We start from the raw sequence: 26,522 nt of genomic DNA, 5'->3' as shown, positions 1-26,522 counted from the left end.
GCTGCCGCCAGCCCCGGGCGGCATCCGTGGCCGCTTGTGGAACCGCAGACGAAAAAAATTGTCCTGAAAGCTGACGCCGCCAGCATACTGTGTAAAAATACAGGCAATTTTTACGGTGTGGTAACAAACAAAATGGCCCTGACAGCAGCAGTAAAAAGCCAGATAGCGCAGTGGTATAAAGCGCTGCAGCAGCAGGTGCCCGATTTTATCCCGCGCGCCGCCCAGCGGCAGATGATTGCTGAAGTGGCAAAATGCCTGGCGGGCGATGATGCGCGCCATCTGGCGGTCGAAGCGCCAACCGGCGTCGGCAAAACCCTCTCTTATCTGATCCCCGGCATCGCGACCAGCCGCGCCCAGGAAAAACGTCTGGTGATCAGCACCGCGAACGTGGCGTTGCAGGATCAAATCTTCACCAAAGATCTGCCGCTGCTGAAGAAAATCATCCCCGATCTCACCTTTACCGCCGCCTTTGGTCGCGGGCGCTACGTCTGTCCGCGCAACCTGGCGGCGCTGGCGGCTGATGACGATCAGCAGGGCGATCTGCTGCTCTATCTGGATGATGATGCCATCAGCAGCACCAAAGAGGAGCAGACGCAGTGCGGCCGGTTGCAGAAAGCGCTGGATCGCTATCAGTGGGACGGACTACGCGATCACAGCGAGGAAAACGTCAGCGATAGCCTGTGGCAGCGGCTCTCAACCGATAAAGCCAGCTGCCTCGGCGCCCACTGTCGCTGGTATCGTGAATGCCCGTTTTTCGTGGCGCGGCGTGAAATAGAGCAGGTCGATGTGGTGGTGGCCAACCATGCGCTGGTGATGGCGGCGATGGAGAATGAGTCGGTATTGCCGCCGGCTAAAAACCTGATGCTGGTGCTGGATGAAGGCCATCATCTGCCGGAAGTGGCGCGCGATGCGCTGGAGATGAGCGCTGATATCACCCCAGGCTGGAGCAGCCTGCAGCTGGATCTGTTTATCAAGCTGGTGGACAGCATCATGACCCAGATGCGGCCTAAATCCCCGCCGCCGCTGGCCAATCCGGAGCGGCTGAAAGCACACTGCGAGGAGCTGCGCGAGCTGCTGACCATCACCAGCCAGGCGCTCAATCCCCTGTTGCCACCGCACAATCAGCCGGGCGAATACCGCTTTGTGCTCGGGGCGTTACCGCAGGAGCTGCTGGACCTTTGCGCCCGGCTGTTCAAACTCAGCGACGCGCTGCGTGGCCTGAGCGAAGGCCTGATCAATGCCCTGAGCGAGCAGACCGGCAAAGTTGATGTGGTGCGCTTGCACCGCAATCTGCTGCAGCTGAACCGCCAGTTCGGCTGGTTTGAATCGGTCAGTAAGCTGTGGCGACTGGCGGCGATGGAAAAAGCTTCCGGCGCGCCGGTGTCGAAATGGATCACCCGCGAACTGCGCGAAGGTCAGGCGCACCTGCTGTTCCACTGCGCCGGGATTCGCGTCAGCGATCAGCTGGAAAAGATGCTGTGGCGTAAGATTCCGCATGTGGTGGTCACCTCCGCCACGCTGCGCTCGCTTAACAGTTTTAACCGCCTGCAGGAGATGTCCGGTCTCAACGAGAAAGCCGGTGACCGCTTTGTGGCGCTCGATTCCCCGTTCAACCATGTTGAGCAGGGCAAGCTGGTGATCCCGCAAATGCGCTATGAACCCCTGATGACCCACGAAGCGGAGCACATCGCCGAGATGGCGGGCTTCTTCCGGCAGCAGATGAAGCTGAAGCAGCACAAAGGGGTGCTGGTGCTGTTCGCCAGTAACCGGGCGATGCAGCAGTTTGTCGCCTGCCTGCCCGATTTACGACTGTCGATGCTGGTGCAGGGCGATCAGCCGCGCAGCCGACTGGTCGATCTGCATCGTCAGCGGGTGAGCAAAGGCGAAACCAGCATTCTGATTGGCCTGCAATCGTTCGCTGAAGGGCTGGATTTAAAAGGCGATCTGCTGAGTCAGGTGCATATTCATAAAATTGCTTTTCCGCCGGTAGACAGTCCGGTAATTTTGACCGAAGGCGAATGGCTGAAGAGCCTGAAGCGTTATCCGTTTGAGGTGCAGAGTTTACCCAGCGCCTCGTTTACCCTGATTCAACAGGTCGGACGCCTGATTCGCAGCCATCAGTGTTACGGTGAAATCGTGATATACGATCGCCGTCTGCTGAGCAAAGCGTACGGTAGCCGACTGCTGGCGGCGTTGCCGATCTTCCCGATTGAGCAACCCGATACCCCAGAGCCGGACGCCATACCGGCCGCCCCGGTGGCCACACGTACCGTGCGTAAACGACGTCCGACGCGGCGCTAAGCCGTCGCGCACTTAACCGGAAGCGAGTGATGGAACTGAATAAAATTATTAAAGAGATCGGCCGCGGAAAAAATCATGCCCGCGACATCGATTTCGACACCGCCGAAGCCCTCTACAGCGCGATGCTGGCTGGCCAGGTGCCGGATCTGGAACTGGGCGGCATCCTGATTGCGCTGCGTATCAAGGGCGAAGGCGAAGCTGAAATGCGCGGCTTCTATCAGGCGATGCAGGCGCAGATGATGAAGCTGAACGCCCCGGCCAACCGGCCGATGCCGATGGTAATCCCGAGCTATAACGGCGCGCGCCGCCAGGGCAACCTGACGCCGTTACTGGCGCTGTTGCTGAACCGGCTCGGTTTCCCGGTGCTGGTGCACGGCGTCAGCGACGATGCGACGCGCATCACCAGTGAAGCGGTATTTGACGCGCTGGGCGTGCAGCCGGTGACCACCGCTGAGCAGGCTCAGGCCCGGCTGGACGCGGGTGAGCTGGTGTTTATTACCGTCGATCACCTCTGCCCGCCGATGGCGAAACAGCTGTCGCTGCGCTGGCGGATGGGGGTGCGGAACAGTGCGCATACGCTGGCAAAACTGGCGACGCCGTTTGGCGAACGCGAGGCGTTGCGGCTGTCGAGCGTGTCGCATCCGGAATATGTGCCGCGGGTGGCGAAATTCTTCAGCGATATTGATGCGCCTGCGCTGCTGCTGAATGGCACCGAGGGCGAGGTCTATGCTAATCCGCAACGTTGTCCGGCGATCAGCGTGATCCACGGCGCGGGATCGGAGGCGGAAGTGTGGGTTGAGCGTCAGCCCGAGGTCCAGGTTGAGCTGCCGGCAGATAAATCAGCGGCGGTCACCGCAGCCTGGATTGAGCAGGTGATTAACCAGCAGCGACCGGTACCGCAGGCGCTGCGGCTGCAGCTGGCCTGCTGCCTGCGTGCCAGCGGTGAATGCGACTCGCTGGCGACCGCCGACCAGCGGCTGCGCGCCGCCGGTTACTGATTCAGGCGATCGGCAGTGCCTGTTCAACCAGGTTCTGCCAGAAGCGGATACCGATCGGCAGTAACGCATCATTAAAATCATAGCGGGCATTGTGCAGCGGCGCCGAAGGCTCTTCACCGTCGGCGCCGAGCCAGAAGTAAGCTCCCGGACAGGCTTCCATCATGCAGGCAAAATCTTCTGATGCCATCGAAGGATTGACCTGCCAGTGAACATTCTCTTCTCCCAGTGTCGCCAGCGCCACCGCGCGAACCTGCTCTGCCGGCGCGGCATGGTTGGCCGTCACCGGATAACCGGGTAGCCAGCTGGTTTCGCCGCTCACCCCAAACGGTCGGGGCAGGGTCGCCACAAACTCATCGATCAGTGCCCGCACTTTATCGCGCACTGCCGGTTGCAGGCAGCGTACCGTGCCGCGCAACACAATCTGTTCCGGGATGACGTTGATCGCCTCACCACCGTGGATCTGCGTCACGCTGACCACCGCAGACGAAAGCGGTGACAGACGGCGTGACGGAATGGTCTGTAGCGCCAGGATCAGCTCAGCCGCGACCACCATCGGATCGGCACCGCTTTCCGGCATCGCCGCGTGGCAACTCTTGCCGTGCAGGGTGATTTCAAACGAATCAAGCGAGGCCATCATCGCACCGGGATTAACCGCCAGCGACCCGAGCGGCAGGCCCGGCCAGTTATGCATGGCGTAAACCGCATCCATCGGGAATCGCTGGAACAATCCCTCTTCAACCATTTTGCGCGCACCGCCCAGATTCTCCTCGGCGGGCTGAAAAATAAAGTGCACCGTGCCGCTGAACTGGCGTGTCGCCGCCAGCTGACGGGCAGCGGCCAGCAGAATGGCACTGTGACCATCGTGACCGCAGGCGTGCATCACGCCCGGCGTCGCAGATCGCCACTCGACCTCACCTTTTTCGGTGATCGGCAGCGCATCCATGTCGGCACGCAGCCCGATAACCGGGCCGGGACCATTCTCCAGCGTGCCAATCACTGCGGTACCTGCCAGACCACGAAACACCTGTAATCCGGTCAGCTCAAGTTCGCGGGCGATAAGATCACTGGTGTGATGCTCCTGGTAGCCTAATTCAGGCTGGCGATGGAGCTGGCGACGCCAGTGCAGGGCATCTTCAAGCAGGGCGGGGGAAAGGGTCATGCAGAAACGTGCTCCTGACAGAATGAGAAGATTTCACTTTAGTGGTCGGGACGCGCGGCGTCTATTGCCGTTAGGGCGAAATCTGGCTATAGGCTAAATCAAAATGGAATAACTAATAAGTAACGGTGGCCAACGAGGCGGGGCGAAGCGGGTAAAAGCGGGGCCAGCCTGGCGCTGACCCCGACGGTAGGTTACTTCTGCAGCATCGGCAGATTCAGGCCGTGTTGCTCTGCACAGGCCTGCGCCTGTTGATAACCAGCATCGGCGTGGCGCATTACGCCGGTCGCCGGATCGTTCCACAATACCCGACCCAGTCGCGCATCCGCCTCTTTGCTGCCGTCGCAGACAATCACCACCCCCGCGTGCTGTGAGAAGCCCATTCCCACGCCGCCGCCGTGATGCAGGCTGACCCAGGTCGCACCGCCAGCGGTGTTAAGCAGCGCATTGAGCAACGGCCAGTCTGACACCGCATCCGAGCCATCTTTCATCGCTTCTGTTTCACGGTTTGGTGAAGCGACCGAGCCGCAGTCGAGATGATCGCGGCCAATCACCACCGGCGCTTTCAGTTCGCCATTGCGCACCATTTCGTTGAAAGCCAGGCCAGCGAGATGACGTTCGCCGAGGCCGAGCCAGCAGATGCGGGCCGGCAATCCCTGGAAGGCGATGCGCTCCTGTGCCATGTCGAGCCAGCGATGCAGGGTTTTATGCTGCGGAAACAGCTGCTTTAATTTGGCGTCGGTTTTGTAGATATCTTCCGGATCGCCCGACAGCGCCACCCAGCGGAACGGTCCTTTGCCCTCACAGAACAGGGGACGGATGTAGGCCGGGACAAAGCCCGGGAAGTCGAATGCGTTGGCGACCCCTTCATCCAGCGCCACCTGACGGATGTTGTTGCCGTAGTCGACGGTCGGAATGCCCATATAACAGAAGTCGAGCATCGCCTGCACGTGAACTGCCATCGAGGCGCGCGCCGCTTTCTCTACCGCTTTAGGCTGTGACACCTTCTCCTGCTGCCAGCGCGCCAGATCCCAGCCAATCGGCAGATAGCCGTTGATCGGATCGTGGGCCGAGGTCTGATCGGTGACGATGTCCGGTTTCGGTCCGCCCGCTCTGGCACGTTTGACCAGCTCCGGCAGGATCTCGGCGGCATTGCCCAGCAGCCCGACCGAAATGGCTTTTTTCGCCGCGGTTGCCTCGTTAATCAGCGCCAGAGCCTCATCCAGCGAGGTGGCTTTATGATCGACGTAGCGGGTACGCAGACGAAAATCGATGCGCGACTCCTGGCACTCAATGGCCAGCACGCAGGCACCTGCCAGCACGCCAGCCAGCGGTTGTGCACCACCCATCCCGCCCAGACCGGCAGTCAGTATCCAGCGTCCGCTCAGATCGTTGTTGTAGTGCTGACGTCCCGCTTCGACGAAGGTTTCATAGGTGCCCTGGACGATGCCCTGCGCGCCAATGTAGATCCACGAACCGGCGGTCATCTGGCCGTACATCATCAGGCCCGCCTTATCCAGCTCATGGAAGTGATCCCAGGTGGCCCAGTGCGGCACCAGATTGGAGTTTGCCAGCAGCACGCGGGGCGCGTCGGCGTGGGTACGGAACACCCCGACCGGCTTGCCGCTCTGGATTAGCAGCGTCTCATCAGGCTGTAACGCCCTGAGTGAGCGCAGGATCTGCTCGAAGCATTCCCAGTTACGCGCCGCTTTGCCAATGCCGCCGTAAACCACCAGATCTTCCGGCCGCTCGGCAACGTCAGGATCGAGGTTGTTCTGGATCATCCGGTAAGCGGCTTCAATCAGCCAGTTGGCGCAGTGCAGGGTGGTGCCATGCGGAGCACGAATCTCGCGTGCCACGGCCTGAGACAGGGTTTCGCTCATTACAGATTCCTTATTCAGCAGAAGAGAGGGCGCGCAGGCTGGGCAGCAGCGCGGTCAGAGCCTGAGGCCAGTCAGCGCGACTTGCCCACTGACGCATCGCGTCGATATCGGGTGCCAGCAGGCGATCCTCTTCCAGGAAGGCCACCCGCTGGCGGATGAGGTCAATCGCCTGCTCGAGTGTTGGCGAGCTTTTCAGCGGTCGGTTAAATTCAATGCCCTGCGCCGCTGCCATCGCTTCGATGCCAACGACCGCTGCGCTGTTGAAACACATGCTGCCGAGGCGGCGGGCAGCGTAGGTCGCCATCGACACGTGATCTTCCTGATTAGCGGAGGTCGGCAGGCTGTCTACGCTGCCGGGATGTGCCAGTGATTTGTTCTCGGAGGCCAGCGCCGCCGCAGTGACCTGGGCGATCATAAAGCCGGAGTTCACCCCGCCGTCACGCACCAGGAACGGTGGCAGACCGGATAAGCCGGTATCCAGCAGCAGTGCCAGGCGACGTTCAGATATCGCCCCGACTTCAGCAATCGCCAGCGCCAGGATATCTGCGGCAAAGGCCACCGGCTCAGCATGGAAGTTACCGCCGGAGATCACATCGCCGCTGTCGCTGAACACCAGCGGGTTATCGGAGGCGGCGTTGGCTTCAATCTGCAATATTCGCGCCGCGTGGCACAGGTTATCGAGACAGGCGCCCATCACCTGCGGTACGCAGCGAATCGAGTAGGGGTCCTGCACCCGGCCGCAGTGGGCATGGGAGGTGAGGATTTCACTGCCTTCAATCAGGGCGCTGACCGCGGCGGCCACGGCAATCTGCCCCTGCTGACCGCGCGCCTGATGAATGCGGGCGTCGTACGGCTTCAGCGAGCCTTTGATCGCTTCCAGCGACAGCGCACCGGCCATCAGTCCGGCGGCAAACAGGTTTTCAGCTTCAAACAGGCCACGCAGCGCCAGCGCGGTCGAGACCTGAGTGCCGTTGAGCAGCGCCAGGCCCTCTTTCGGGCCGAGCACAAACGGCGACAGCCCTACCGATGCCAGGCCTTCCGTCGCCGGGATCAGCGCGCCGTTGAGCCGCACCTGACCTTCACCCAGCAGCATCAGCGACATATGGGCCAGCGGTGCCAGATCGCCGGAAGCGCCCACCGAGCCTTTTTCCGGGATGCAGGGCATAACGCCGGCGTTAAACAGCGCCAGCAGCGCCTCGACCAGTTCGATACGCACGCCGGAGTGGCCGCGCGCCAGGCTGATAATTTTGGTGGCGACCACCAGACGGGTCACGTTGTCCGGCAGCAGTTCGCCGAGGCCGACGCTGTGCGACAGCACCAGATTACGCTGCAGATCGGCCAGTCGGCCGGCCGGGATTTGCGTCTGCGCCAGTTTGCCGAAACCGGTGTTAATGCCGTACACCACCTTGCCGGAGGCGACAATCGCCTCGACGGTTTGCTGCGCGTCTGCAATGGCCTGGCGCGCCTGGTGATCAAGGCTAAGGGTGACGTTACCCTGATAGATAGCGCGTAATGTGGCGAGATCCACCTCGCCTGGCACCAGGTGTAATCGCTGCGACGATCCTGACATACTCTACTCCTGTCTATACAAGTGTGCTGGCGTGGCTAAGGGATGTTCATTGCCCTGATCCAGCGGGATAATGCGAGTGAAGCATAAGTGTCTATTCTTGTCTATACAAGTAGCAAGGGCCGTGCCAGACCGATCACAAAAATGCATCACCCGCCAGCCATGGGTTACCGGCAAACTGTGACGCAGCGCCTGCACCAGCCCGATGCGTCGCCTGCACTGATGAGGCGCAACCGGCGGTGACGGATGTATATACATTCACGCAGCGAGACAGTAAACTTGAGGCATTATCAGGATAAGGAACAGCAAATGGTCGAGCATACGGCACTGGCACAACTGGCTGCGGCCATGAGCGATGAACCCGCGCCGATTTATCAGCGTGTGAAGCAGGCAATTGTCAGCCAGATTCGGGAGGGACGTTGGAAGGCTAACCAGCGAGTGCCCTCAGAAAGTGAACTGGTGAATGAGCTGGGCGTCAGCCGGATGACGATTAACCGGGCGCTGCGTGAGCTGACCAGCGAAGGGTTTCTGGTGCGGATGCAGGGCGTCGGCACTTTTGTCGCCGAGATGAAAGGCTACACCGCGATGCTGGAGGTGCATAACATCGCCGACGAGATCGCCCAGCGCGGGCATCAGCATAGCTGCAAAATTCTCGCCATCGGCCAGAATAAAGCCGATCCTGAGCAGGCGGCGGTGCTGGGACTCTCCACCGGGCAGACGCTCTACCATTCGCTGATTGTGCATTATGAAAATGAGCTGCCGGTGCAGCTGGAGGATCGGCTGGTTAATCCGCTGGTCGCGCCCGATTATCTGACCCAGGATTACCACAGCCAGACGCCTTATACCTATCTGATGCGGGTCGCGCCGCTGACCGCGGGCGAGCACATTGTTGAAGCGGTGCTGCCCGACGCGCGCCAGCGTAAACATCTGGCGCTGGAGGAACATGAGCCTTGTCTGCTGATCCGCCGTCAGACCTGGAGCGACAACAAAATCGTTACCTATGCGCGCCTGCTCTATCCCGGCTCACGCTATAAACTGCTGGGCCGGTTTAAGGGACACGGCTAAGCCGGGTCAGCAGCAGCCGGGCATCCGCTCCGATTGGGCGCAGCCCGGTAAGCTGGTCTGCCCAGCCGATCCCGTGCTGCACTTCCAGCCGCTCGCCGTCCGCCAGTTGCCATTGGCCCGCCAGCACCCAGGCGACGCCATGCGGGCTGCTGACCGCATCGGTCACCACCTCAACCGTTGCCTGCCACTTCCCGCGTCGGGTCATGATATTAAAATCCTCACTGATCCCTCCCTCCAGCCGGGCATCTAACGCCAGTTCACCGGCAAACGCCCAGGGCTGCAACGGCGTTAAGCGGTGCTGCACGCCGGGGCCGGTCAGTATGACCGCGTCACCGTGCAGCAGGGTGATGATGCGATCAATGCCGGGAAAGGCGGAGAACGGCCCATCCTGCGCCAGCGTCGCGATGCTGGCGCGCCATTCAAACGATGCCGCGCCGGGCGGATAACCGATCAGCTCGCGGGTCTCTCCGCCGCCGTTACGCCAGCGACTGACCGCTAAGTCAGCATAAGCAAATCGGGTAATCATCGCAGTGCCGCCATCGCCTGGCTGAACCGGGCCGCACAGGCAGCCTGCGCCGGATGATAGCCCTCTTTGATCACCGCATTGCCGGCGACGTAGACGTCACGGATCTGATCGCGCTGACCGGCGAACAGCCAGCGATTCAGCACCGAACGCTGATCGACACTGCCGAGCCACGCCTCGTCGCGCAGCACCAGCCAGTCGGCCCGCTGTCCCACTGCCAGCGAACCCTGCTGAATGCCGCACGCCTGAGCGCCGCCTGCCGCGGCCTGCTGCCACAGCAGATCGCCGACCGAAGGCTGGTCCGGCAGAGTGATGCGATTGCGGCGCTGGTCGCGCAGCCGCTGGGCATACTCCAGCCAGCGTAATTCTTCGTTAATACTCAGCGAAACGTGGCTGTCGGAGCCAATGCCCCAGCGTCCGCCCTGCGCGATATACTCCACCGCCGGAAAAATGCCGTCGCCCAGATTGGCCTCGGTGGTCGGACATAACCCGGCCACCGCACCACTGGCGGCGAGGCGCGACAGCTCATTCTGATCGAGATGGGTGGCGTGAATCAGGCACCAGCGGCTATCGACCGCAAAGCGATTCAGCAGCCACGACACCGGCCGCTCTCCGCTCCACGCCAGCGAGTCATTGACCTCTTTTTGCTGTTCCGCGACGTGAATATGCACCGGCAGAGTCGGGTCACTGGCCGCCAGCACCTGCTGCATCTGGCTTTCACTCACCGCGCGCAGCGAATGAAAACAGAGACCCGCATTCAGTAGCGGCCGGTTGCGTTGCAACTGATGCAGGCGGGACTGCTGCTGCAGATAGCGATCGGTTTGCTGAATAAAGCGTTTCTGCCCGGTTGTCGGCGGCTGTGCACCAAACCCGCTGTAGCTGTAGAGCACCGGCAGCAGAGTCTGCCCAATACCCGCCACTTCGGCCGCGCGGATCAGCTGTTGCAGCATCGCGTCGTCGGGGTAGGGCATGCCGTCAGGATCGTGATGCAGATAGTGAAATTCCGCCACCTGGCTGTAGCCGCCTTTCAACATCTCGATGTAGAGCAGGGCGGCAATATCGCCAACCTGTTCCGGCGTCAGGCGCTGCACCATCCGGTACATCAGATCGCGCCAGGTCCAGAAACTGTCCTGCGGATCGCCTGCGACTTCGGCCAGACCTGCCATGGCGCGCTGAAAAGCGTGCGAATGCAGATTGGCGATCGCCGGGATCACCTCGCCATCCAGCCGGATCGCTTCTCCGGCATCGCTGTCGGGCGTAATAGCCTCGATAAAACCGGCCGGATTGACCGAGATACGAACCTGTTGTCGCCAGCCTTCAGCCAGCATTGCGCGCGGGGCAAAAAAAGTCGCCATGGTTGATCCTCAACGGATGTGGTTGTATATACATATACATACTTTAACGCACAGTGTAAACGGCGGAGGCAAGAGGCAGCGATGGCAGAGGATATGCAGGTAGAGAGTGTCTGGACCGGTGCCGATCTGGTGACCATGCGCGGCGGTAAGTACCATCTGATCCCGCAGGGCGCGCTGGTCGTCAGGGCGGGCAAGCTGGTATGGGTCGGGCCGCAGGCAGAGATGCCCGCGTTCCAGGCTGAACAGCATCACCGCCTGGCCGGCGGCATTATTACGCCGGGCCTGGTGGATTGTCATACTCATCTGGTGTTTGGCGGCGATCGCAGCCAGGAGTTCGAACAGCGCCTGAATGGCGTCAGCTATGCGGAAATTGCGGCTCAGGGCGGCGGCATTCTCTCTACCGTGCGCGCCACCCGAAGCGCCACCGAAGATCAGCTGGTGGCGTCGGCGCGCTGGCGGCTCGATCGTCTGCTGGCGGAAGGGGTCACCACCGTGGAGATCAAGTCCGGCTACGGGCTTGATGAAGAGAGTGAATTGCGCATGCTGCGCGCGATTCGCCGGCTCGGTGACAGCGTCGCCGCCGATGTGCTGGCGACCTGTCTGGCTGCCCATGCGTTTCCGCCGGAGTTCAGGCACGATCCCGGGGGCTGGATCGATATCATCTGCGATCGCCTGTTGCCGCAGGTCAAAACGCAGGGGCTGGCAGATGCGGTTGATGCGTTTTGCGAGCATCTGGCGTTTTCACCGCAGCAGGTGACGCGGGTGTTTGAACGGGCAAAAGCGCTGGGCCTGCCGGTGAAACTGCACGCCGAGCAGCTCTCTTCGCTGGGCGGAGCCACACTGGCGGCGAGCTTTGGTGCCCTGTCGGCCGATCATCTGGAATATGCTACCGAAGCAGATGCGCAGGCGATGGCGCAGCACGGCACGGTCGCGGTATTGCTGCCCGGCGCATTCTATCTGCTGCGTGAAACCCAGCGTCCACCGGTGGCGCTGTTTCGTCGCTACGGCGTACCGATGGCGCTGGCCAGTGACGCGAATCCGGGCACTTCGCCGGCACTGTCGTTGCGCCTGATGCTGAACATGGGCTGTACGCTGTTTGGCATGACGCCGGAAGAGGCGCTGGCCGGGGTCACGTTATACGGTGCCCAGGCGCTGGGATTAGCCAGCAGTCACGGCTCGCTTGAAGTGGGAAAAGTGGCGAACTTCGTTCACTGGCCGCTGGCACGTCCGGCGGAACTGGTTTACTGGCTGGGTGGCGAGCTGCCCTGTACCGTTATCTATCGTGGAGAACGTCAATGAAGGCTTTTCATTTTACTCAGGGCAAGCTGCCGCTACTGGTCAGCATCCCGCATGCCGGTACCCAGCTGACGCCGGAGGTTGAAGCCGGGCTGAGCGAGGCTGCACGCGGCCTGCCGGACACCGATTGGCACATTCCGCTGCTGTATGATTTCGTGCGGGATCTCGGGGCCAGCGTGCTGATTGGTCACTATTCCCGTTACGTGATCGATCTCAACCGGCCGCCGGATAACCAGCCGCTCTACACCACTGCCACCACCGGCCTGTTCCCGGAGACGCTGTTTGACGGGACGCCCACCTTTGCACCAGGCAAAACGCCGGATGCGGGCCAGCGTCAGGGCTATATCGACCAGATCTGGCATCCCTATCATCAGCAGATCCAGCAGGAACTGGCGCGCCTTAAAGCGCAGCACGGTTACGCGCTGCTGTTTGATGCGCACTCGATTGCCAGCTCTATCCCACGCCTGTTTGAGGGACGACTGCCCGATCTCAATATCGGGACCAACGACGGTGCCAGCTGCAGTCCCGCGCTGATCGGGGTGATTCAGTCGGTGTGCGCTGCACAAAGTGACTACAGCTGGGTGATCAATGGCCGCTTCAAGGGCGGCTATATCACCCGCGCCTACGGCCAGCCGCAGCAGCAGATTGAGGCGGTACAGCTGGAACTGGCGCAGCTCAACTACATGGATGAAACGCCGCCTTACGCCTGGCAGCAGGCACGTGCAACTCAGCTGCAAAAACTTCTCAAAGCGCTGATTCAGCGCATGCTGGCTCAGGCCAGCGCCTGATAGCCGACTGCACTGAGCGGGTGCAGTGGTGCGCTGATCCGGTGCAACGGCGGGCACAGACTGACGTGTCGTCCGCCGTTGCACCCTTTCCCAGCGTAAAACCAGAGCTGGCATAAGCTTTGCTAAGTTGTATGTACAAGTGCAACGGCTGACAATCGCGCGGAATAATTCCTGTCTGGCTCACAAAACGATAAAGACGGCAATGAACTGCGCCACGTTAACTTGTATATACATGACATATCATCCTGTGAAATTTTTGTTAAATCTTGCCAGGGCGATCACCAGGCCGCTACTTTTCAGGAGAACCGTATGACACACCGTCCGATCCTTCGTCATTTAACACTCGCGACCCTTGCTTCCAGCCTGTTGCTCTGTGGCGTTACTGCCCAGGCGAAAGAGTGGAAATCGATCACTATTGCTACCGAAGGCAGTTACGAACCCTGGAACCTCACGCTGCCAGGCGGCAAGCTGGGCGGGTTTGAACCGGAACTGATGGCTGACCTGTGCCAGCGTATGGCGATCCAGTGCAAGCTGGTGGTGCAGAACTGGGACGGGATGATCGCCGGCCTCAACGCCGGAAAATATGATGTGATCATGGACGCGATTGTCATTACCCCCGATCGCAAGAAGGTGGTGAACTTCACCGTGCCTTACGCCTCAACGCCCGCCACCTTTATCAGCGTTAAGGGCAGTTTGCTGCCTGCTGATACGCAGATCGTCAAGCTGCATGATGACCCGCAACAGATTGAAACCGCCATTGCCTCGTTGAAAGCAGCGCTGAAGGGGAAAAGCATCGGTATCGCCTCCGGCACGGTATACACGCCGTTCATCGATAAATATTTCAAAGATGTCGCGGATGTCCGCGAGTACACCAGCTCCGCCGATGCGATTCTCGATTTACAGGCGGGCCGTATCGATGCCGTGTTTGACGACGTGACGTTTGCACAGTCAATGCTGGCGCGTCCCGACAATAGCAACCTCAGCTTTAGCGGCCCGCAACTGGGCGGTCCGATCTGGGGCGAGGGGGAAGCGATGGGCGTGCGGATGGCGGATAACGATCTGAAAGCCAGACTCGACCAGGCGATCAAGGCGGCACTGGCCGACGGCACGGTGAAAAAACTGAGCGAGAAGTGGTTCAAAACTGACGTTACACCCTGAGTGAGGTAAATCATGATGAGCCTGCTGAGTTTTGGTGCCGACGGTTGGGGGCGCTTAATCCTGAGCGCTACGCTGACCACGGTGCTGCTCTCCTTTGCCGCACTGCTGGTCGGCGCGGTGGTCGGTTCCGGCGTGGCGGCGGCGAAGCTGTCGCCGCACCGGGCCGTGCGCTGGATGGGAGAAGGCTATTCGGTGATCTTTCGCGGCATCCCGGAACTGCTGGTGATCTATCTGTTCTATTTCGGCGGTTCGGGATTGATCACCCAGGTCGGGCAGCTGTTCGGCGCTGACGGGTTTATCGAAGCGCCACCGTTTCTGATCGGCGCGCTGGCTATCGGGCTGATCTCCGGATCTTATCAGGCAGAAGTCTACCGTGCCGCCCGTCTGGCGCTGGCGAAAGGAGAGATTGAAGCTGCGGTTGCCATCGGCATGCCGCGCTGGCGTATTCGTCAGCGCATCCTGCTGCCACAGGTAGCGCGCTATGCGCTGCCGGGGCTGTCAAACGTCTGGCAGATGAGCCTGAAAGATTCGGCGCTGGTATCGGTGACCGGCATTGTGGAGCTGATGCGCGCCAGTCAGATCGCCGCCGGTTCCACCCGCGATTACTTCACCTTTTACCTGGTCGGCGGCGCCTGTTATCTGGCGCTGACGCTGCTGTCGAACCGCGCCTTCCTGCGGGCCGAATCCCGCCTTGGGCGTGCCTGGCAAAGCCGCACCGCTGCCCAGCATTAAGGAGCCTGATCATGATCGATTTTGCCTTTCTCAGTGACACCTTTCTTCGGCTGAGCGCCGCCTTGCCGGTGACGCTGGGGCTGTTTATCAGCGCCTTCCTGTGTGGCGGGGTGCTGGCGGTCGGTATTCTGGCGTTACGGATGAGCCGCTGGCGACTGCTGAGCGCGTTTGCTCGCGGCTACATCCTGGTGTTTCGCGGCTCGCCGCTGATGATTCAGCTGTTTCTGATCTATTACGGACTCGGGCAGTTTGGCGTGATCCGCCACAGTTTCGTCTGGCCATTCCTGCGGGAACCTTTTAGCTGCGCGGTACTGGCGCTGTCGCTCTGTACCGCCGCTTACACCGCCGAGATTCTGCGTGGCGCATTGCTGGCGGTGCCGCCAGGTCAGGTGGAAGCGGGCATGGCCTGTGGCATGTCGCGCGGCCTGCTGCTGCGAAGGATTATCGCGCCGGTGATGCTGCGTTACGCACTGCCAGCCTACTCGACCGAGGCGATTCTGCTGGTCAAATCGACCGCGCTGGCCAGCCTGGTCACGGTGTGGGACGTCACCGGCGTGGCGCAGCAGATCATTCAGCGTACCTACCGCACCATGGAGGTGTTTCTCTGTGCCGCTGCGATCTACCTGATCCTCAATTTCATTATTGTTCAACTGTATGCCCTGCTGGAACGGCGTCTGACGCCGGTGCATAAACCGGCAAAAAAGCCGTTACCGGTCGCTAAGCCGATCCCCGGAGGAGAATAAAATGTCAACCCTGCCACCCATCACGCTGTCGGCCAGCGATATCCATAAATCCTTTGGCGCAATGGAGGTGCTGAAAGGCATCTCGCTGCAGGCGCATCAGGGGGACGTGATCTCGATTCTGGGTGCCAGCGGCTCGGGAAAAAGTACCCTGCTGCGCTGCATTAACCTGTTAGAGACGCCCGATGCCGGTGTGGTCAGCGTCGGCGGCGAAACCATTGAGATGAAACGTCATGCCCGCGGTCATCAGCTGGCGGCGAATCCGCGCCAGATTGAGCGGCTGCGCTCACGGCTCGGCATGGTGTTTCAGAGCTTTAATCTCTGGTCGCACCTGACGGTGCTGCAAAATGTGATTGAAGGGCCGCATTACGTGCTGAAGCGTGGCAAAAAAGCCTGCATCGCTGAAGCCGAAAAGCTACTGGACCGCGTCGGCTTGCTGAACCGCAAGGATTTTTATCCGGCGCAGCTCTCCGGCGGGCAGCAGCAGCGAGTCGCCATTGCCCGCGCGCTGGCCATGGATCCGGAAGTGATGCTGTTTGATGAACCGACCTCGGCGCTCGATCCGGAGCTGGTCGGGGAAGTCCTGAAAGTCATGCGCAGCCTGGCGGAGGAGGGACGCACCATGCTGGTGGTAACCCATGAGATGGGATTTGCACGCAACGTCTCTAACCGGGTGGTGTTTATGCATCAGGGCACCATCGATTGTCAGGGCACGCCGCAGGAAATGTTCGGCGAACAAGGCTCGGCGCGGTTTAAACAGTTTATTTCCAGTCATCATCAGGTGGAGCCGGTGCTATGAGTCAGACCCTTGTCTGGGGCGATACGCCGTTACAGTGGCGGGATGTGGTTAAGGTGGCGCGGCAGGGCACCACGCTAGCGCTGAGCGACAGTGCCTGGCAGCGCATTGCGCAGGGCCGGGAAATCGTCGGCAATATCGTGGCGGCAGGTCAGGTGGCCTACGGCATTAATACCGGCCTGGGGGCGCTATGCAACATCACGTTGTCGGACGATGAACTGAGCCAGCTGTCGCGCAACACTTTACTCAGTCACGCCTGTGGTGTCGGGCCATCGCTTGGCAAACCGGAAGTCCGCGCCATTCTGTGCGCCGCGATCGCCAACTACAGCCATGGCAAATCGGGCGTGTCGGTGGCGCTGGTGGAGCAGCTGCTGGCGCTGCTCAATTTGCAGATTACGCCTCAGGTGCCGTCGCAGGGGTCGGTGGGCTATCTGACTCACATGGCACACATCAGCCTGGCGCTGATGGGTGTGGGTGAGGTGGAGTGGGAAGGGCATCTGATGCCGGCGCAGCAGGCGCTGGAACGCAATGGACTGGCCCCTTTCCGGCCAGGTGCAAAAGAGGGGCTGAGCCTGGTCAACGGCACGCCGTGCATGACCGGTCTGGCCTGTCTGGCGCTCGACGATGCAGAACGTCTGCTGGACTGGGCGGATATCACCGGGGCGATGAGTTTCGAGGCGTTACGCGGTCAGCTGGCGGCGTTTGATCCTGAGGTGCTGGCGCTGAAAGCCAGTCCCGGTATTCAGCGCAGCGGCGAACGTTTACGCCGGTTGTTAATGGACAGTGCGGTTTTAAACGAGAGTCAGGGCATTCGTACCCAGGACGCGCTCAGTCTGCGCGCGATGCCGCAGGTCCACGGTGCCTGTCGCGATCAGTTCGATCACGCGCAGCGTCAGGTGGAGACTGAACTGAATGCCTGCACCGACAATCCGCTGGTGCTCGGCACACCGCAGGCGTGGCGGGTCATTTCGCAGGCCAATCCGCACGGTGAATCGGTGGCAATGGCCTGTGACGTACTGGCGATTGCGCTGGCGGAGCTGGGCAGTATTGCTGAGCGGCGGCTCGATCGGCTGGTGAATCCGCTGGTGAGTGGCCTGCCGCCGTTTCTGGTGGCACAGCCGGGCGTTAATTCGGGCATGATGATTGCGCAGTATGTCGCCGCATCACTCTGTGCTGAAAACCGGCAGCTGGCACAACCGGCGGTGCTGGACAACTACGTCACCTCCGGATTGCAGGAAGATCATCTGAGCCTTGGCACCGGCTCGGCATTGAAACTGCTGAAGCTGGTGAGTAATGTTGATCACATTATCGCTATCGAATATCTGCTGGCCGCGCAGGCGCTGGAATTTCACGGCGAGGCGCGATTGGCCAGTGGCACCTTACATGCCTGGCGACGACTGCGGCAGAGCGTGGCAAGCTGGCAGCAGGACCGCTGGCTGGCACCGGACATCGCCCGGGCGGTGAGCGAAATCAAAGCGCATCCGGTCGATGCGCTGTGATCATCAGCCGCGGCGCGCGTCCGGACGGACTAAATCAAAGCGCTGCGCTTCACTGATGCCGTAGTAGGCGCTGGGCCCACCGGCGCGCAGAATCGGCTCGGCTTTGGCGGTCTGATAAATGCCCGCTTCCAGCAGGTTTTCACTGATGTGGATCGCCACCGCTTCGCCGAGCACCAGCCAGCTCTCAATCGGCTTTCCCTGCGCATCCTGTAACTGGATCAGCTGGGTCAGCCGGCATTCGAAGTTAACCGGGCTTTCGCCGACCAGGCTGGCTTTGACCTGCGATGCCGGTAACGGCGTCAGTCCGGCATAGGCAAACTCATCCTGATCGGCTGACAGCGACGCTGAGCTTTCATTCATCGCTTCAGCCAGTGGCCGGGTCGCCAGGTTCCAGACAAACTCTTTGGTATCCGCAATGTTCTGCACGCTATCCTTCCAGCCGCTGCTGGCGAAACCGATGATCGGCGGATGGTAGTTGAAGCAGTTAAAAAAACTGTAGGGCGCCAGATTGCGCTGGCCGCTGGCGCTGATCGAACTGATCCAGCCAATCGGACGCGGGCCGATGATGGCGTTCAGGGGATCGTGCGGCAGACCGTGGCCGGCACGCGGTTGATAGGAATAGCGTTTATGCGTCATAACCTCTCCGGTGGGGATTTTATCCATCTTAGCCCGACAGCATCGTCTGGCGGCAGCCGAATCGGGTAAGCGGATTGTGCGGGTTTATTTTCCGTCGCTCACAGCGTATTGTACGCGCGCCTGAATAATTGAGAGAACGTATGAAAAAGTCAGCCAGCTCGTCGCCTTTCCACGCCCGCAATCGCCATCAGGGCGAATACGATTTTGCCGCGTTAACCGCTGCGCATCCGCCGCTGGCGGCCAAAGTGCGGCCTAACGGTTATGGCGTCGATTCAATCGACTTTGCGGACCCGGATGCGGTGATGTTGCTCAATCAGGCGCTGATTAAGCTGTTTTACGGCATCGACTGGCAGCTGGCGCCGGGATCGCTCTGTCCACCCGTGCCGGGACGGGCGGATTACCTGCACTACCTGGCCGATCTGCTGGCGCTGGATAACCACGGGGCGATTCCGACCGTCGACGTGCTGGATATTGGCTGTGGCGCAAACTGCATCTATCCCCTGATCGGCGCAGCAGAATATGGCTGGCGCTTCACCGGCACCGAAATTGATGAGGCGGCGATCAAAGCGGCTAACCGGATTGTCGCGGCTAATCCTGGCCTGGCACGCCAGATCCGCCTGCGTCGTCAGAAAAACAGCGATGCGGTGCTGGCCGGCGTGGTCAGCAAAAACGAATTTTTCCACGCGGTGATGTGTAATCCGCCGTTCCACGCCTCGGCAGAGGAAGCGGCGGCCGGATCGCAGCGTAAAGTGCGCAATCTCGGACTCGATAAAGCTGCGCCGCTTAACTTCGGCGGTCAGCATAACGAACTCTGGTGCGTTGGCGGCGAAAAGGCGTTTGTCGGTAAGATGATCGGCGAAAGCGTGGCGCTGGGCCGTCAGGTGGTGTGGTTCACCTCGCTGGTGTCGCGTAAAGAGAATCTGGCCACGCTGGAAAAGCAGTTGCGGGCGCTTGATGTTGCTGAGGTCCGGGTGGTGAATATGGCGCAGGGCCAGAAACAGAGCCGTTTCCTGGCGTGGAGTTTTATGCCTGCCGCGCAGCGCAGCAAAGTGTTAAGTCGTTAACCCGCAGGGCGGGCCGGATGGCCCGCGCTGAACTTATGGCGGTGACGGCAACGCCGGTAACGCGGCGGCCCCGGCAACATCACCGGCGGTTTGCATCACCTGCACCGTGTGATGCGGCGCTTTAATTCCGGCGGCGTCAAAGTGCTTCTTCACTTTATCATCCAGCGCAAAACGCACCGTCCACTGTTTGAGCGGCTGAGTGGTAAACGAGACGCGTACCGTAAACGCCTGGTTGGTCAGTCCCACCAGACCGGCAAAGCCCGGCTCACCAATCACCATGCCGCGAATGTCCGGATTCTCCAGTAACTCTTTCACTGCTGCCTGCAATGCCTGATTAGCGCGTTCGCTATCCTCATTGCGATCCACATCATAGTTAGCGACAAACGAACCGATGCCGCGCACAAAGTTGGCAAAAGTGGTAATCGATGACCACGGAATGATGTGATAAGCACCGGTATCCTGGCGCACGCCGACCGAGCGAATCGACATCCGCTCTACCGTGCCGGTAATCGCGCCGATGGTCACCAGATCGCCGGTATTCATGCCGTTTTCGAACTGGATAAAGATACCGGTAATAATATCTTTCACCAGCGTCTGTGAACCGAAAGAGACTGCCAGCCCCAGCGCACCGGCGCCAGCCAGCAGCGGCGCAATGTTCACCCCAATCTCAGAAAGCAGGATCATAATGGTGATGGTGCTGATCACCACCGCCAGCGCGTTGCGGAACAGGGTCAGCAGGGTGCGGGTACGGGCACTGGGCATCGGACGGCCATGTGAATCCGAAGCCAGCCGGCTTTCAATCAGGCTGGCCAGCACGGTCCAGCCAACGGCCGACAGCAGCACAATCATTACGATGCGGATCAGCACATCCACCATTTTTTCCCCGGCCCCGACCGTCAGCCAGTGCCACAAATCAAACAGGTTCCAGGCGTTAAGCAGCAGCAGCAGGGTGGCGAACACCGTCAGCACGCGCGCCAGCTTGAGCAATGCTTTGACCCAGTCGTTGACGCGCTTTTGCAGTTCCGGGTAGTTACGCCGTAAATCGGGCGACAGGATGATGGTTTTGCTAATCCAGCGGGTCAGTATTCCGGAGACAAAGGCGGCGATACCGATGATCGCCAGGCTGCGTACCGTGGCGGACATCATAAATTTCAGGCTGTCGCCGGGATTAAAAATCGAGAACAGGAACAGCGCAATAAAATAGGCGCTGGCCAGCCAGTGCCAGATCACGGCGAAGGCGCGGATAAACAGCGCGAAGAACGCCATGCTGCGGTCGGCCAGCCCGATCAGCGCGTTATGGATGCTGCGCTTGTTGGTGAAGATCAGATACAGTGCCCAGCTGGTCATGATCGCCATGATGATGATGTTGACCAGTGCGGCAATCTGCACGTTGACCTGATTACTGACAATCGGTACCACCACCAGCAGGCCGTAGCCCATCACCCCGCTCAGCCAGCTCAGCCGGGTATTCCAGTACGCAGCGCGGCTGTCGGTAAGATGGAAAAAGCGCAGTGCCGGGAAGTGCGGACAGAAAATCAGGCGCAGCAGTGCTTTAAAAAACTCAATCAGGGCGAAGGCGTTGAGGAACAGCCCTTGCTGATAGGCGATGGTGCGGTTGTCGCTGTGAAAGTTGTCGCTGATGATCTGACCGACAAACAGCGCCAGCGCCAGCAGCAGCAGGTCGATAATAAATGCACCGCCGATGGCGGCGGGCAGCTGCAGCCAGTTACGGTGATCGCGGTTTTTATGCCGTCCCCAGACGCCCAGCCGGTGATAGATCGGATAGACCAGGCGGCGCAGCAGCCAGTAGAAGGCGAACATCGCCAGCGCCAGGCCCGCAAAATGGTTTAGCGCGTTGATAAAGGTGGTGGGATTAAAGGTCTTATGAGGCGCTTTGACAATATTGTCATGCAGCCGCACGAACTGCGAGGCGACCACGCCGCCGTACTCGCGGGTAACCTCGGTCAGCCCCTGCAACACCGTTTTATCTTCCTGCTCCGCAACGGGCGGCAGCAACTCCGGCGCAGCGCTGGCAGACGGCGAGGTCGAGACGTGACGCAACTGCTCAATCAGCGCCTGCCGTGACTGTTCATTCTCAAGGATATTGGCCAGTGCGGCGTATGCCGCTTTTTGCTGGTCGGGATCGGGCTGGCTGGATTGATCGCCTGACCCTTTGCTGGTTTGCTGCGCGGCAACTGCCGCCTGCGGTAAAGTGACCGCCGGAACCTGTGGTGCCAGGCTAAATAACATCAGGAACAGCAGGATCCAGCGCCACACAACGGGGCGGGGTGGGCAGGCTGACGACATGGCTCTCTCCTTAGCTACGCGCGTGCTTCACAAGAGGGAAAGTATAGTCAGGCGATTGATATTAACGTGGTTAATGAGGATTAATCTGCCGCGGCGACGGCGCGGGACAGGCAGGAAAAGCGGGCCGGCAGGGCGGCCCGCCCGTCATCAGGAGACGTGCTGCAGGAATTCGCGCAGACGATCGCTGGGCGGATTGCTGATCAGGCTGTCGGGATCGCCATCTTCCGCGATACGACCCTTGTCGATGAAGATCAGACGCGATGCTACCTTCTGCGCGAAGCCCACTTCGTGGGTCACGATCATCATCGTCATGCCTTCTTCTGCCAGATCCTGCATCACTTTCAGCACTTCATGACGCAGCTCCGGGTCCAGCGCCGAGGTAGGCTCATCGAACAGCATCATTTTGGGTTTCACCGCCAGCGCCCGGGCAATCGCTACCCGCTGCTGCTGACCGCCGGAAAGCTCAGACGGGAAGTGGTGCGCGCGCTCAGCCAGCCCCACTTTGCCCAGCAGCTCTTTCGCCAGCTGGCGGGCCGCCTCTTTGCTGGCGCCACGCACCCGGATCGGACCAAAAGCCACATTATCCAGCGCGCTCATCTGTGGAAACAGGTGAAACTGCTGGAAGACCATGCCCGCTTCCTGACGGATCAGGCGATCATCTACTTTCGGATCGTTGACCCGCAGACCGTCGACGATCAGCTCGCCGCTGGTGATCTCTTCCAGCTTGTTAATGCAGCGCAGCAGAGTCGATTTGCCCGAGCCGGACGGCCCGATAATCACCACCACTTCGCCCCGGTTAATCTTCAGGTCAATATTATGCAGCACCTGGGTCTGGCCAAAATGCTTCGAAACATCTTTAAATTCAATCACAGGATTTTCACCCTTTTCTCAACACGGCGCAGCACAAAGCTCAACACCAGCGTAATCACCAGATAGATGATCGCGACGGCGCTCCAGATCTCCAGAGCGCGGAAGTTACCGGCGATAATCTCCTGACCCTGACGCGTCAGTTCAGCGACACCGATAACAATAAACAGCGAAGTATCTTTGATGCTGACAATCCACTGGTTACCCAGCGGTGGCAACATGCGGCGCAGCGCCAGCGGCATAATCACATAGCGCAGCGTTTCGCGGCTCGACAGACCGAGCGCCAGCCCCGCTTCGCGGAAGCCTTTGTTGATCGACAGCACCGCACCACGGGTAATTTCCGCAATGTAGGCGCCGGAGTTAATCATAATGGTCACCACCGCCGCGCTGAACGGATCGATACGCAGGTCAGGGAAGGCCATCGGCAGGGCGAAATAGATAAACATCACCTGCACCACAATCGGGGTGCCGCGGATAATTTCAATAAACACCAGCGCGATGTTGTTGGTGATCCAGCCGCCGTAAGCGCGGGCGAAACCGGCCACCAGGCCGATAATTAACCCGCCAACCAGGCCGATGATTGAGATGATTAAGGTCATCTTTGCGCCTTCAAGCAGCGCCGGCATGGCGGGCCAGATGACGCTCCAGTCAAACTCCATGGTGTGACTCCAGATATGTTGCGATGGAAAAAAGCAGGGAAAAAGTTTCCCTGCTGAAAAGTTAGTGCTGCTGAAAATTGTTATTTAGGTTCGGTACCGAACCATTTTTTATACAGCTGATTGTAGGTGCCGTTCTCTTTGATGGTTTTCAGCGCGCCGTTCACTTTTTCACGCAAATCGTCGCTGCCTTTCGGGAAGGCGATACCGTACTGCTGCGCTTCAATTGATTCGCCTACCGCTTTGAAGCGGCCTTTACCGGCGGTATTGATGAAGTAGAGAATGTTTGGCGTATCATGCAGTACCGCGTCAGCGCGATTGGTACCGAGTTCCATGTAGGCGTTGTCGATGTTCGGGAACTGACGCAGATCTTTGGTTTTGATGTTGGCTTTAGCGTAATCAACCGAGCCGGTGCCGCTCTTCACGGCGACCACTTTACCGCTGAGATCGCTGATGCCTTTGATGTCGTTCTCATTGTTACGCACCATCACCAGCAGACCGCTTTTGTAATAGCCATCAGAAAACTCGATAGCCTTTTTACGCTCTTCGGTAATGGTGATCCCTGCCAGCGCCAGATCGACGTTGCGGGTCTGCAGTGCCGGGATAATGCCGCTGAAATCCATTGGCTTGAGGGTGTAATCGAGTTTCAGTTGCTTAGCAATCGCATCCCACAGGTCAACGTCGAAGCCGACATATTTGTCGCCCTGTTTGAACTCAAAGGGAACGAAGGCGGTGTCAGTAGCGACCACCAGTTTCTTTTCTGCTGCGGTGGAAGAGAGGGAGAAGGCCAGCGCCAGCGCGGCCACAGAAACTTTTAACAGTGACTTCATCATTTTTCCTTATTACTACCAGGCGGCAGGGCCTGTGTTTGCGGCTTGTCATATGAAAGAATTATGCCAACTTTGCAAAATACACCAAATCAGTGGGTTAAATAACCCAGCTGACACGATTTTGCAGGAATATCTGCCTCTGCACTATTTTGGTGATCCAGATTGGTGCAGATTGCTGTTTTGGTGCAACCGGTAGTGTGCCTCAGTTGTAAAGGCTGTGAAGCGGAGGAGGGAAGAACTGTTAACAGGGTCATAAAATTGCGGTAACACAGACGTAAAAAAGGCGGGTCTCCCCGCCAGTTTTGTCTCATTGATAAATCAATGGCTGTTATTCAATGTTAGCTTCGATAAACCACAGGAATTTATCCAGGTCACGTGAAGCGGCAGTAAAGATGTCAGCAGTATCTTCATCTTTAACTTCTGAAATCGCTTTGCGGGTGTCGTTGGCAACGACGCTATAACGATCGGCCAGCGCTTTCAGGTGGTCCTGCACGCTGTGGATGTTAAGCGGGTAGCTTTTCAGGGGTGTTTTATCATTAACTACCTGCGCGGTACCCAGCGCAACGCCGCCCAGCTGTACAACACGCTCAGCAATGGTGTCCTGATGATCGGTAATTGTGGTACGGAAGCCGTCCAGCATTTCGTGAACACCAATAAAGTTAGCGCCACGCATATTCCAGTGGGCCTGCTTGGTGATCAAAGACAGATCAATAAACTCGACAACCAGACGGTTCAACACTTCAATGGTGGCTTTTTTCTCATCATCTGCCACATCGTTGCGGGTATAAATCAGGTCGGAAGATTTAGTTTTAACCAATTTAGCGGTACTCATCGTTTCAGTCCTCTCTTTGATGGTTGTCCTAATCAAGTACCGGATAAGTATAGCAGCGGTTTTCAGCTTTGCATTAACGGCTGTGTCGATGGCTGAAATAGTGCGTATCTTCAGCACAGGCCGCGCCAGGCGGGAAGGGTTAATGCCATGTTAAAATACAATGGAAGGTTAAACTGTTTATAAATCAGATTGTTAAATGTTAATGTAAATAACAGATAAGCGACTGTTTCAAAATACGAAAGACAGTCGCTTGATTTAGTTAAGAATAATTCTCACGTTGAGTATGATTGTTATTTAAGCGGCTGATCAAAATCCTGTTTATCGTTTATTTGGTCCCGCTGCTGTTAATTTCCACTTCGCTTAACTGACTCTTTTTTGGCTTCATGGTGAGGGTGGAACCGGCTGAGGCAGTGATGATCGCCAGTAGCGCCAGGCACTGCAGCGGCGTCAGGGTTTCGCCGAGAAACAGCATGCCGGAAAAAGCCGCCATCGCTGGCTCCAGGCTCATCAGCGTGCCGAAGATGCGTGCCGGTAAGCGCGTTAACGCGATCATCTCAAGCGAATAGGGGATAGCGCTGGAAAGCAACGCTACCAGCAGTGCCACCGGCAGCACGCTCCAGTGCCAGATGCCGCTTTCGGCAAACGTCAGGCCGAGCGGAACAAAAATAATCGATGCGATCAGCGAGCCAATCGCCACGGTGGCAGGACCGTGCTCCGCACCGGCGCGCTGGCCAGCCAGAATATAGATTGCCCAGCAGGCGCCTGCACCCACCGCCAGCGCGGCACCCAGCGGGTCAATCGATGCCATGCCAGCACCGAACGGCAGCAGGAAGCCTAATCCCACCACCGCCAGCAGCACCCAGACAAAATCGAGCAGGCGGCGCGATCCGAATAGCGCCAGCGCCAGCGGACCGGTAAACTCCAGTGCAACCGCTACCCCGAGCGGCACGGTACGAATCGCCAGATAGAACATAAAATTCATCGCACCAAGCGCCAGCCCATACATCAACAGCGGCATCCGCTGTTCGCGGCTGAAGCGTAAGCGCCATGGTTTGAAGATCAGGCAGAGAATCAGGGTGCCGAAGCCGAGACGCAGGGCAGTGATGCCGGTCGCGCCGACGCTCGGGAACAGTGTTTTGGCCAGAGAGGCACCACCCTGCAGCGATAACATCGCAATCAGCAGCACGGCGATCGGTAACAAGACGGGCGTAAGGCTTTTTTGAGCTGAAGAGGCAGACATCCTGTATACATTTCCTGGTCATAAGCGCGATGAGTCAGTCAGTGTAAAGGAAATGGCGAGCAAAAAAATGACAGAGTGGCGTTTAAATTTGCGTTAACTGCGCAAATTCTGGCCAGATTCAGGACCAATTTGGTAAAGAAACGTCAGGTTTTTTTAGGATTTTACTTAAAGACCGAAAACATGAAAAAAAATTTATTGCAGGAAGATGACGGTTTTTATAAGAAAAATGAATG

General features: G+C 59.1%; 23 protein-coding genes. 11 read left to right on the top strand and 12 right to left on the bottom strand.

The genetic code is table 11. From position 1 onward, the window contains the following. Positions 1-132: 132 nt before the first annotated feature. Together dinG and ybiB are read left to right on the top strand one after the other, a co-directional pair. Complete coding sequence (gene dinG / locus ACLIBF_RS14770; protein ID WP_089561186.1) at positions 133-2,301, top strand: ATP-dependent DNA helicase DinG; 2,169 nt, start codon at positions 133-135, stop codon at positions 2,299-2,301. Positions 2,302-2,330: 29 nt separating this feature from the next. Further along, positions 2,331-3,299 carry a DNA-binding protein YbiB gene (ybiB, locus tag ACLIBF_RS14765; RefSeq protein ID WP_046288433.1) on the top strand — a complete coding sequence of 323 codons (969 nt, stop codon included), beginning with the start codon at positions 2,331-2,333 and terminating at the stop codon, positions 3,297-3,299. A gap of 1 nt (position 3,300) precedes the next feature. On the opposite strand, the gene ACLIBF_RS14760 is transcribed toward ybiB, so the two are convergent. The 3 genes from ACLIBF_RS14760 to hutH form a co-directional block, all read right to left on the bottom strand. Beyond that, positions 3,301-4,458, bottom strand: a complete 1,158-nt coding sequence (locus tag ACLIBF_RS14760) for a M20 aminoacylase family protein (RefSeq protein ID WP_031378060.1) — start codon at positions 4,456-4,458, stop codon at positions 3,301-3,303. Positions 4,459-4,649: 191 nt separating this feature from the next. Further along, entirely contained in the window at positions 4,650-6,338 is a 1,689-nt protein-coding gene (gene hutU / locus ACLIBF_RS14755) for a urocanate hydratase (RefSeq protein ID WP_069728072.1), read from the bottom strand. Positions 6,339-6,348: 10 nt separating this feature from the next. After that, positions 6,349-7,908 (bottom strand): histidine ammonia-lyase, encoded by a 1,560-nt coding sequence (gene hutH, locus ACLIBF_RS14750; RefSeq protein ID WP_046288432.1) that lies wholly within the window; start codon positions 7,906-7,908, stop codon positions 6,349-6,351. A 306-nt stretch (positions 7,909-8,214) separates the two neighbouring features. On the opposite strand from hutH, the gene hutC reads away from it, so the two are divergent. Continuing rightward, entirely contained in the window at positions 8,215-8,970 is a 756-nt protein-coding gene (hutC, locus tag ACLIBF_RS14745; protein WP_031378058.1) for a histidine utilization repressor, read from the top strand. Here the strand turns inward: hutC and ACLIBF_RS14740 are convergent. Next, the gene (locus ACLIBF_RS14740) at positions 8,954-9,496 is read right to left on the bottom strand and encodes a HutD/Ves family protein (protein WP_046288431.1); all 543 of its coding nucleotides are present in this window, start codon (positions 9,494-9,496) and stop codon (positions 8,954-8,956) included. The two genes, hutC and ACLIBF_RS14740, sit on opposite strands and share 17 nt — an antisense overlap. Continuing rightward, on the bottom strand, positions 9,493-10,848 hold the full coding sequence (locus tag ACLIBF_RS14735) for a formimidoylglutamate deiminase (protein WP_279809406.1): 1,356 nt from the start codon (positions 10,846-10,848) through the stop codon (positions 9,493-9,495). The genes ACLIBF_RS14740 and ACLIBF_RS14735 overlap by 4 nt, the downstream gene beginning before the upstream one ends. Positions 10,849-10,929: 81 nt before the next feature. Between ACLIBF_RS14735 and hutI the strand changes: the two genes are divergently transcribed. From hutI to ACLIBF_RS14700, 7 genes are all read left to right on the top strand, one after another. Further along, entirely contained in the window at positions 10,930-12,147 is a 1,218-nt protein-coding gene (hutI, locus tag ACLIBF_RS14730) for an imidazolonepropionase (protein WP_069728074.1), read from the top strand. Next, complete coding sequence (hutG, locus tag ACLIBF_RS14725) at positions 12,144-12,932, top strand: N-formylglutamate deformylase (protein WP_279809405.1); 789 nt, start codon at positions 12,144-12,146, stop codon at positions 12,930-12,932. Before hutI ends, hutG begins: the two co-directional genes overlap by 4 nt. Positions 12,933-13,241: 309 nt before the next feature. After that, positions 13,242-14,090 (top strand): transporter substrate-binding domain-containing protein, encoded by an 849-nt coding sequence (locus ACLIBF_RS14720; protein WP_069728076.1) that lies wholly within the window; start codon positions 13,242-13,244, stop codon positions 14,088-14,090. Positions 14,091-14,102: 12 nt separating this feature from the next. After that, complete coding sequence (locus ACLIBF_RS14715) at positions 14,103-14,822, top strand: ABC transporter permease (protein ID WP_279809404.1); 720 nt, start codon at positions 14,103-14,105, stop codon at positions 14,820-14,822. Positions 14,823-14,833: 11 nt separating this feature from the next. Beyond that, positions 14,834-15,565: an ABC transporter permease gene (locus ACLIBF_RS14710; RefSeq protein ID WP_031377039.1), complete on the top strand. Its 732-nt coding sequence runs from the start codon at positions 14,834-14,836 to the stop codon at positions 15,563-15,565. Between the two features lies 1 nt (position 15,566). After that, positions 15,567-16,361: an ABC transporter ATP-binding protein gene (locus tag ACLIBF_RS14705; protein WP_448310030.1), complete on the top strand. Its 795-nt coding sequence runs from the start codon at positions 15,567-15,569 to the stop codon at positions 16,359-16,361. Then, a complete protein-coding gene (locus ACLIBF_RS14700) occupies positions 16,358-17,857 on the top strand; it encodes an HAL/PAL/TAL family ammonia-lyase (RefSeq protein ID WP_279809403.1) in 1,500 nt (499 codons plus the stop codon). Before ACLIBF_RS14705 ends, ACLIBF_RS14700 begins: the two co-directional genes overlap by 4 nt. Before the next feature lie 3 nt (positions 17,858-17,860). On the opposite strand, the gene ACLIBF_RS14695 is transcribed toward ACLIBF_RS14700, so the two are convergent. Then, positions 17,861-18,493 carry a flavin reductase family protein gene (locus tag ACLIBF_RS14695; protein ID WP_031377036.1) on the bottom strand — a complete coding sequence of 211 codons (633 nt, stop codon included), beginning with the start codon at positions 18,491-18,493 and terminating at the stop codon, positions 17,861-17,863. Positions 18,494-18,633: 140 nt separating this feature from the next. On the opposite strand from ACLIBF_RS14695, the gene rlmF reads away from it, so the two are divergent. Next, entirely contained in the window at positions 18,634-19,557 is a 924-nt protein-coding gene (gene rlmF / locus ACLIBF_RS14690; protein WP_031377035.1) for a 23S rRNA (adenine(1618)-N(6))-methyltransferase RlmF, read from the top strand. Between the two features lie 33 nt (positions 19,558-19,590). On the opposite strand, the gene ybiO is transcribed toward rlmF, so the two are convergent. The 6 genes from ybiO to rhtA form a co-directional block, all read right to left on the bottom strand. Beyond that, positions 19,591-21,864, bottom strand: coding sequence for a mechanosensitive channel protein (ybiO, locus tag ACLIBF_RS14685; RefSeq protein WP_448310027.1), 2,274 nt, complete (start codon positions 21,862-21,864; stop codon positions 19,591-19,593). Positions 21,865-22,011: 147 nt separating this feature from the next. Continuing rightward, complete coding sequence (glnQ, locus tag ACLIBF_RS14680; protein WP_279809401.1) at positions 22,012-22,734, bottom strand: glutamine ABC transporter ATP-binding protein GlnQ; 723 nt, start codon at positions 22,732-22,734, stop codon at positions 22,012-22,014. Continuing rightward, positions 22,731-23,390: a glutamine ABC transporter permease GlnP gene (gene glnP / locus ACLIBF_RS14675; protein WP_031377032.1), complete on the bottom strand. Its 660-nt coding sequence runs from the start codon at positions 23,388-23,390 to the stop codon at positions 22,731-22,733. Before glnP ends, glnQ begins: the two co-directional genes overlap by 4 nt. An 80-nt stretch (positions 23,391-23,470) precedes the next feature. Then, on the bottom strand, positions 23,471-24,217 hold the full coding sequence (gene glnH / locus ACLIBF_RS14670; RefSeq protein ID WP_031377031.1) for a glutamine ABC transporter substrate-binding protein GlnH: 747 nt from the start codon (positions 24,215-24,217) through the stop codon (positions 23,471-23,473). Positions 24,218-24,545: 328 nt separating this feature from the next. Beyond that, a complete protein-coding gene (gene dps / locus ACLIBF_RS14665) occupies positions 24,546-25,049 on the bottom strand; it encodes a DNA starvation/stationary phase protection protein Dps (protein WP_031377030.1) in 504 nt (167 codons plus the stop codon). Between the two features lie 325 nt (positions 25,050-25,374). Beyond that, positions 25,375-26,289: a threonine/homoserine exporter RhtA gene (rhtA, locus tag ACLIBF_RS14660; RefSeq protein WP_031377029.1), complete on the bottom strand. Its 915-nt coding sequence runs from the start codon at positions 26,287-26,289 to the stop codon at positions 25,375-25,377. Between the last annotated feature and the right edge of the window lie 233 nt (positions 26,290-26,522).

The sequence above is a fragment of the Pantoea sp. PGP6 genome (assembly GCF_053474785.1).
The sequence above is the reverse complement of the archived record's forward strand: the minus strand, read 5'-3'. Positions and strand labels throughout refer to the sequence as shown.

What these genes read in the sequence shown, in the direction of transcription:
- ACLIBF_RS14740 (WP_046288431.1), bottom strand. Translation starts at nt 9,496, where the DNA reads ATGATTACCCGATTTGCTTATGCTGACTTAGCGGTCAGTCGCTGGCGT.
- hutU (WP_069728072.1), bottom strand. Translation starts at nt 6,338, where the DNA reads ATGAGCGAAACCCTGTCTCAGGCCGTGGCACGCGAGATTCGTGCTCCG.
- hutH (WP_046288432.1), bottom strand. Translation starts at nt 7,908, where the DNA reads ATGTCAGGATCGTCGCAGCGATTACACCTGGTGCCAGGCGAGGTGGAT.
- rlmF (WP_031377035.1), top strand. Translation starts at nt 18,634, where the DNA reads ATGAAAAAGTCAGCCAGCTCGTCGCCTTTCCACGCCCGCAATCGCCAT.
- rhtA (WP_031377029.1), bottom strand. Translation starts at nt 26,289, where the DNA reads ATGTCTGCCTCTTCAGCTCAAAAAAGCCTTACGCCCGTCTTGTTACCG.
- ACLIBF_RS14720 (WP_069728076.1), top strand. Translation starts at nt 13,242, where the DNA reads ATGACACACCGTCCGATCCTTCGTCATTTAACACTCGCGACCCTTGCT.
- hutG (WP_279809405.1), top strand. Translation starts at nt 12,144, where the DNA reads ATGAAGGCTTTTCATTTTACTCAGGGCAAGCTGCCGCTACTGGTCAGC.
- glnP (WP_031377032.1), bottom strand. Translation starts at nt 23,390, where the DNA reads ATGGAGTTTGACTGGAGCGTCATCTGGCCCGCCATGCCGGCGCTGCTT.
- ACLIBF_RS14710 (WP_031377039.1), top strand. Translation starts at nt 14,834, where the DNA reads ATGATCGATTTTGCCTTTCTCAGTGACACCTTTCTTCGGCTGAGCGCC.
- hutI (WP_069728074.1), top strand. Translation starts at nt 10,930, where the DNA reads ATGGCAGAGGATATGCAGGTAGAGAGTGTCTGGACCGGTGCCGATCTG.
- ACLIBF_RS14715 (WP_279809404.1), top strand. Translation starts at nt 14,103, where the DNA reads ATGATGAGCCTGCTGAGTTTTGGTGCCGACGGTTGGGGGCGCTTAATC.
- ybiB (WP_046288433.1), top strand. Translation starts at nt 2,331, where the DNA reads ATGGAACTGAATAAAATTATTAAAGAGATCGGCCGCGGAAAAAATCAT.
- ACLIBF_RS14760 (WP_031378060.1), bottom strand. Translation starts at nt 4,458, where the DNA reads ATGACCCTTTCCCCCGCCCTGCTTGAAGATGCCCTGCACTGGCGTCGC.
- ACLIBF_RS14705 (WP_448310030.1), top strand. Translation starts at nt 15,567, where the DNA reads ATGTCAACCCTGCCACCCATCACGCTGTCGGCCAGCGATATCCATAAA.
- ACLIBF_RS14735 (WP_279809406.1), bottom strand. Translation starts at nt 10,848, where the DNA reads ATGGCGACTTTTTTTGCCCCGCGCGCAATGCTGGCTGAAGGCTGGCGA.
- hutC (WP_031378058.1), top strand. Translation starts at nt 8,215, where the DNA reads ATGGTCGAGCATACGGCACTGGCACAACTGGCTGCGGCCATGAGCGAT.
- glnH (WP_031377031.1), bottom strand. Translation starts at nt 24,217, where the DNA reads ATGAAGTCACTGTTAAAAGTTTCTGTGGCCGCGCTGGCGCTGGCCTTC.
- dinG (WP_089561186.1), top strand. Translation starts at nt 133, where the DNA reads ATGGCCCTGACAGCAGCAGTAAAAAGCCAGATAGCGCAGTGGTATAAA.
- dps (WP_031377030.1), bottom strand. Translation starts at nt 25,049, where the DNA reads ATGAGTACCGCTAAATTGGTTAAAACTAAATCTTCCGACCTGATTTAT.
- ybiO (WP_448310027.1), bottom strand. Translation starts at nt 21,864, where the DNA reads ATGTCGTCAGCCTGCCCACCCCGCCCCGTTGTGTGGCGCTGGATCCTG.
- ACLIBF_RS14695 (WP_031377036.1), bottom strand. Translation starts at nt 18,493, where the DNA reads ATGACGCATAAACGCTATTCCTATCAACCGCGTGCCGGCCACGGTCTG.
- ACLIBF_RS14700 (WP_279809403.1), top strand. Translation starts at nt 16,358, where the DNA reads ATGAGTCAGACCCTTGTCTGGGGCGATACGCCGTTACAGTGGCGGGAT.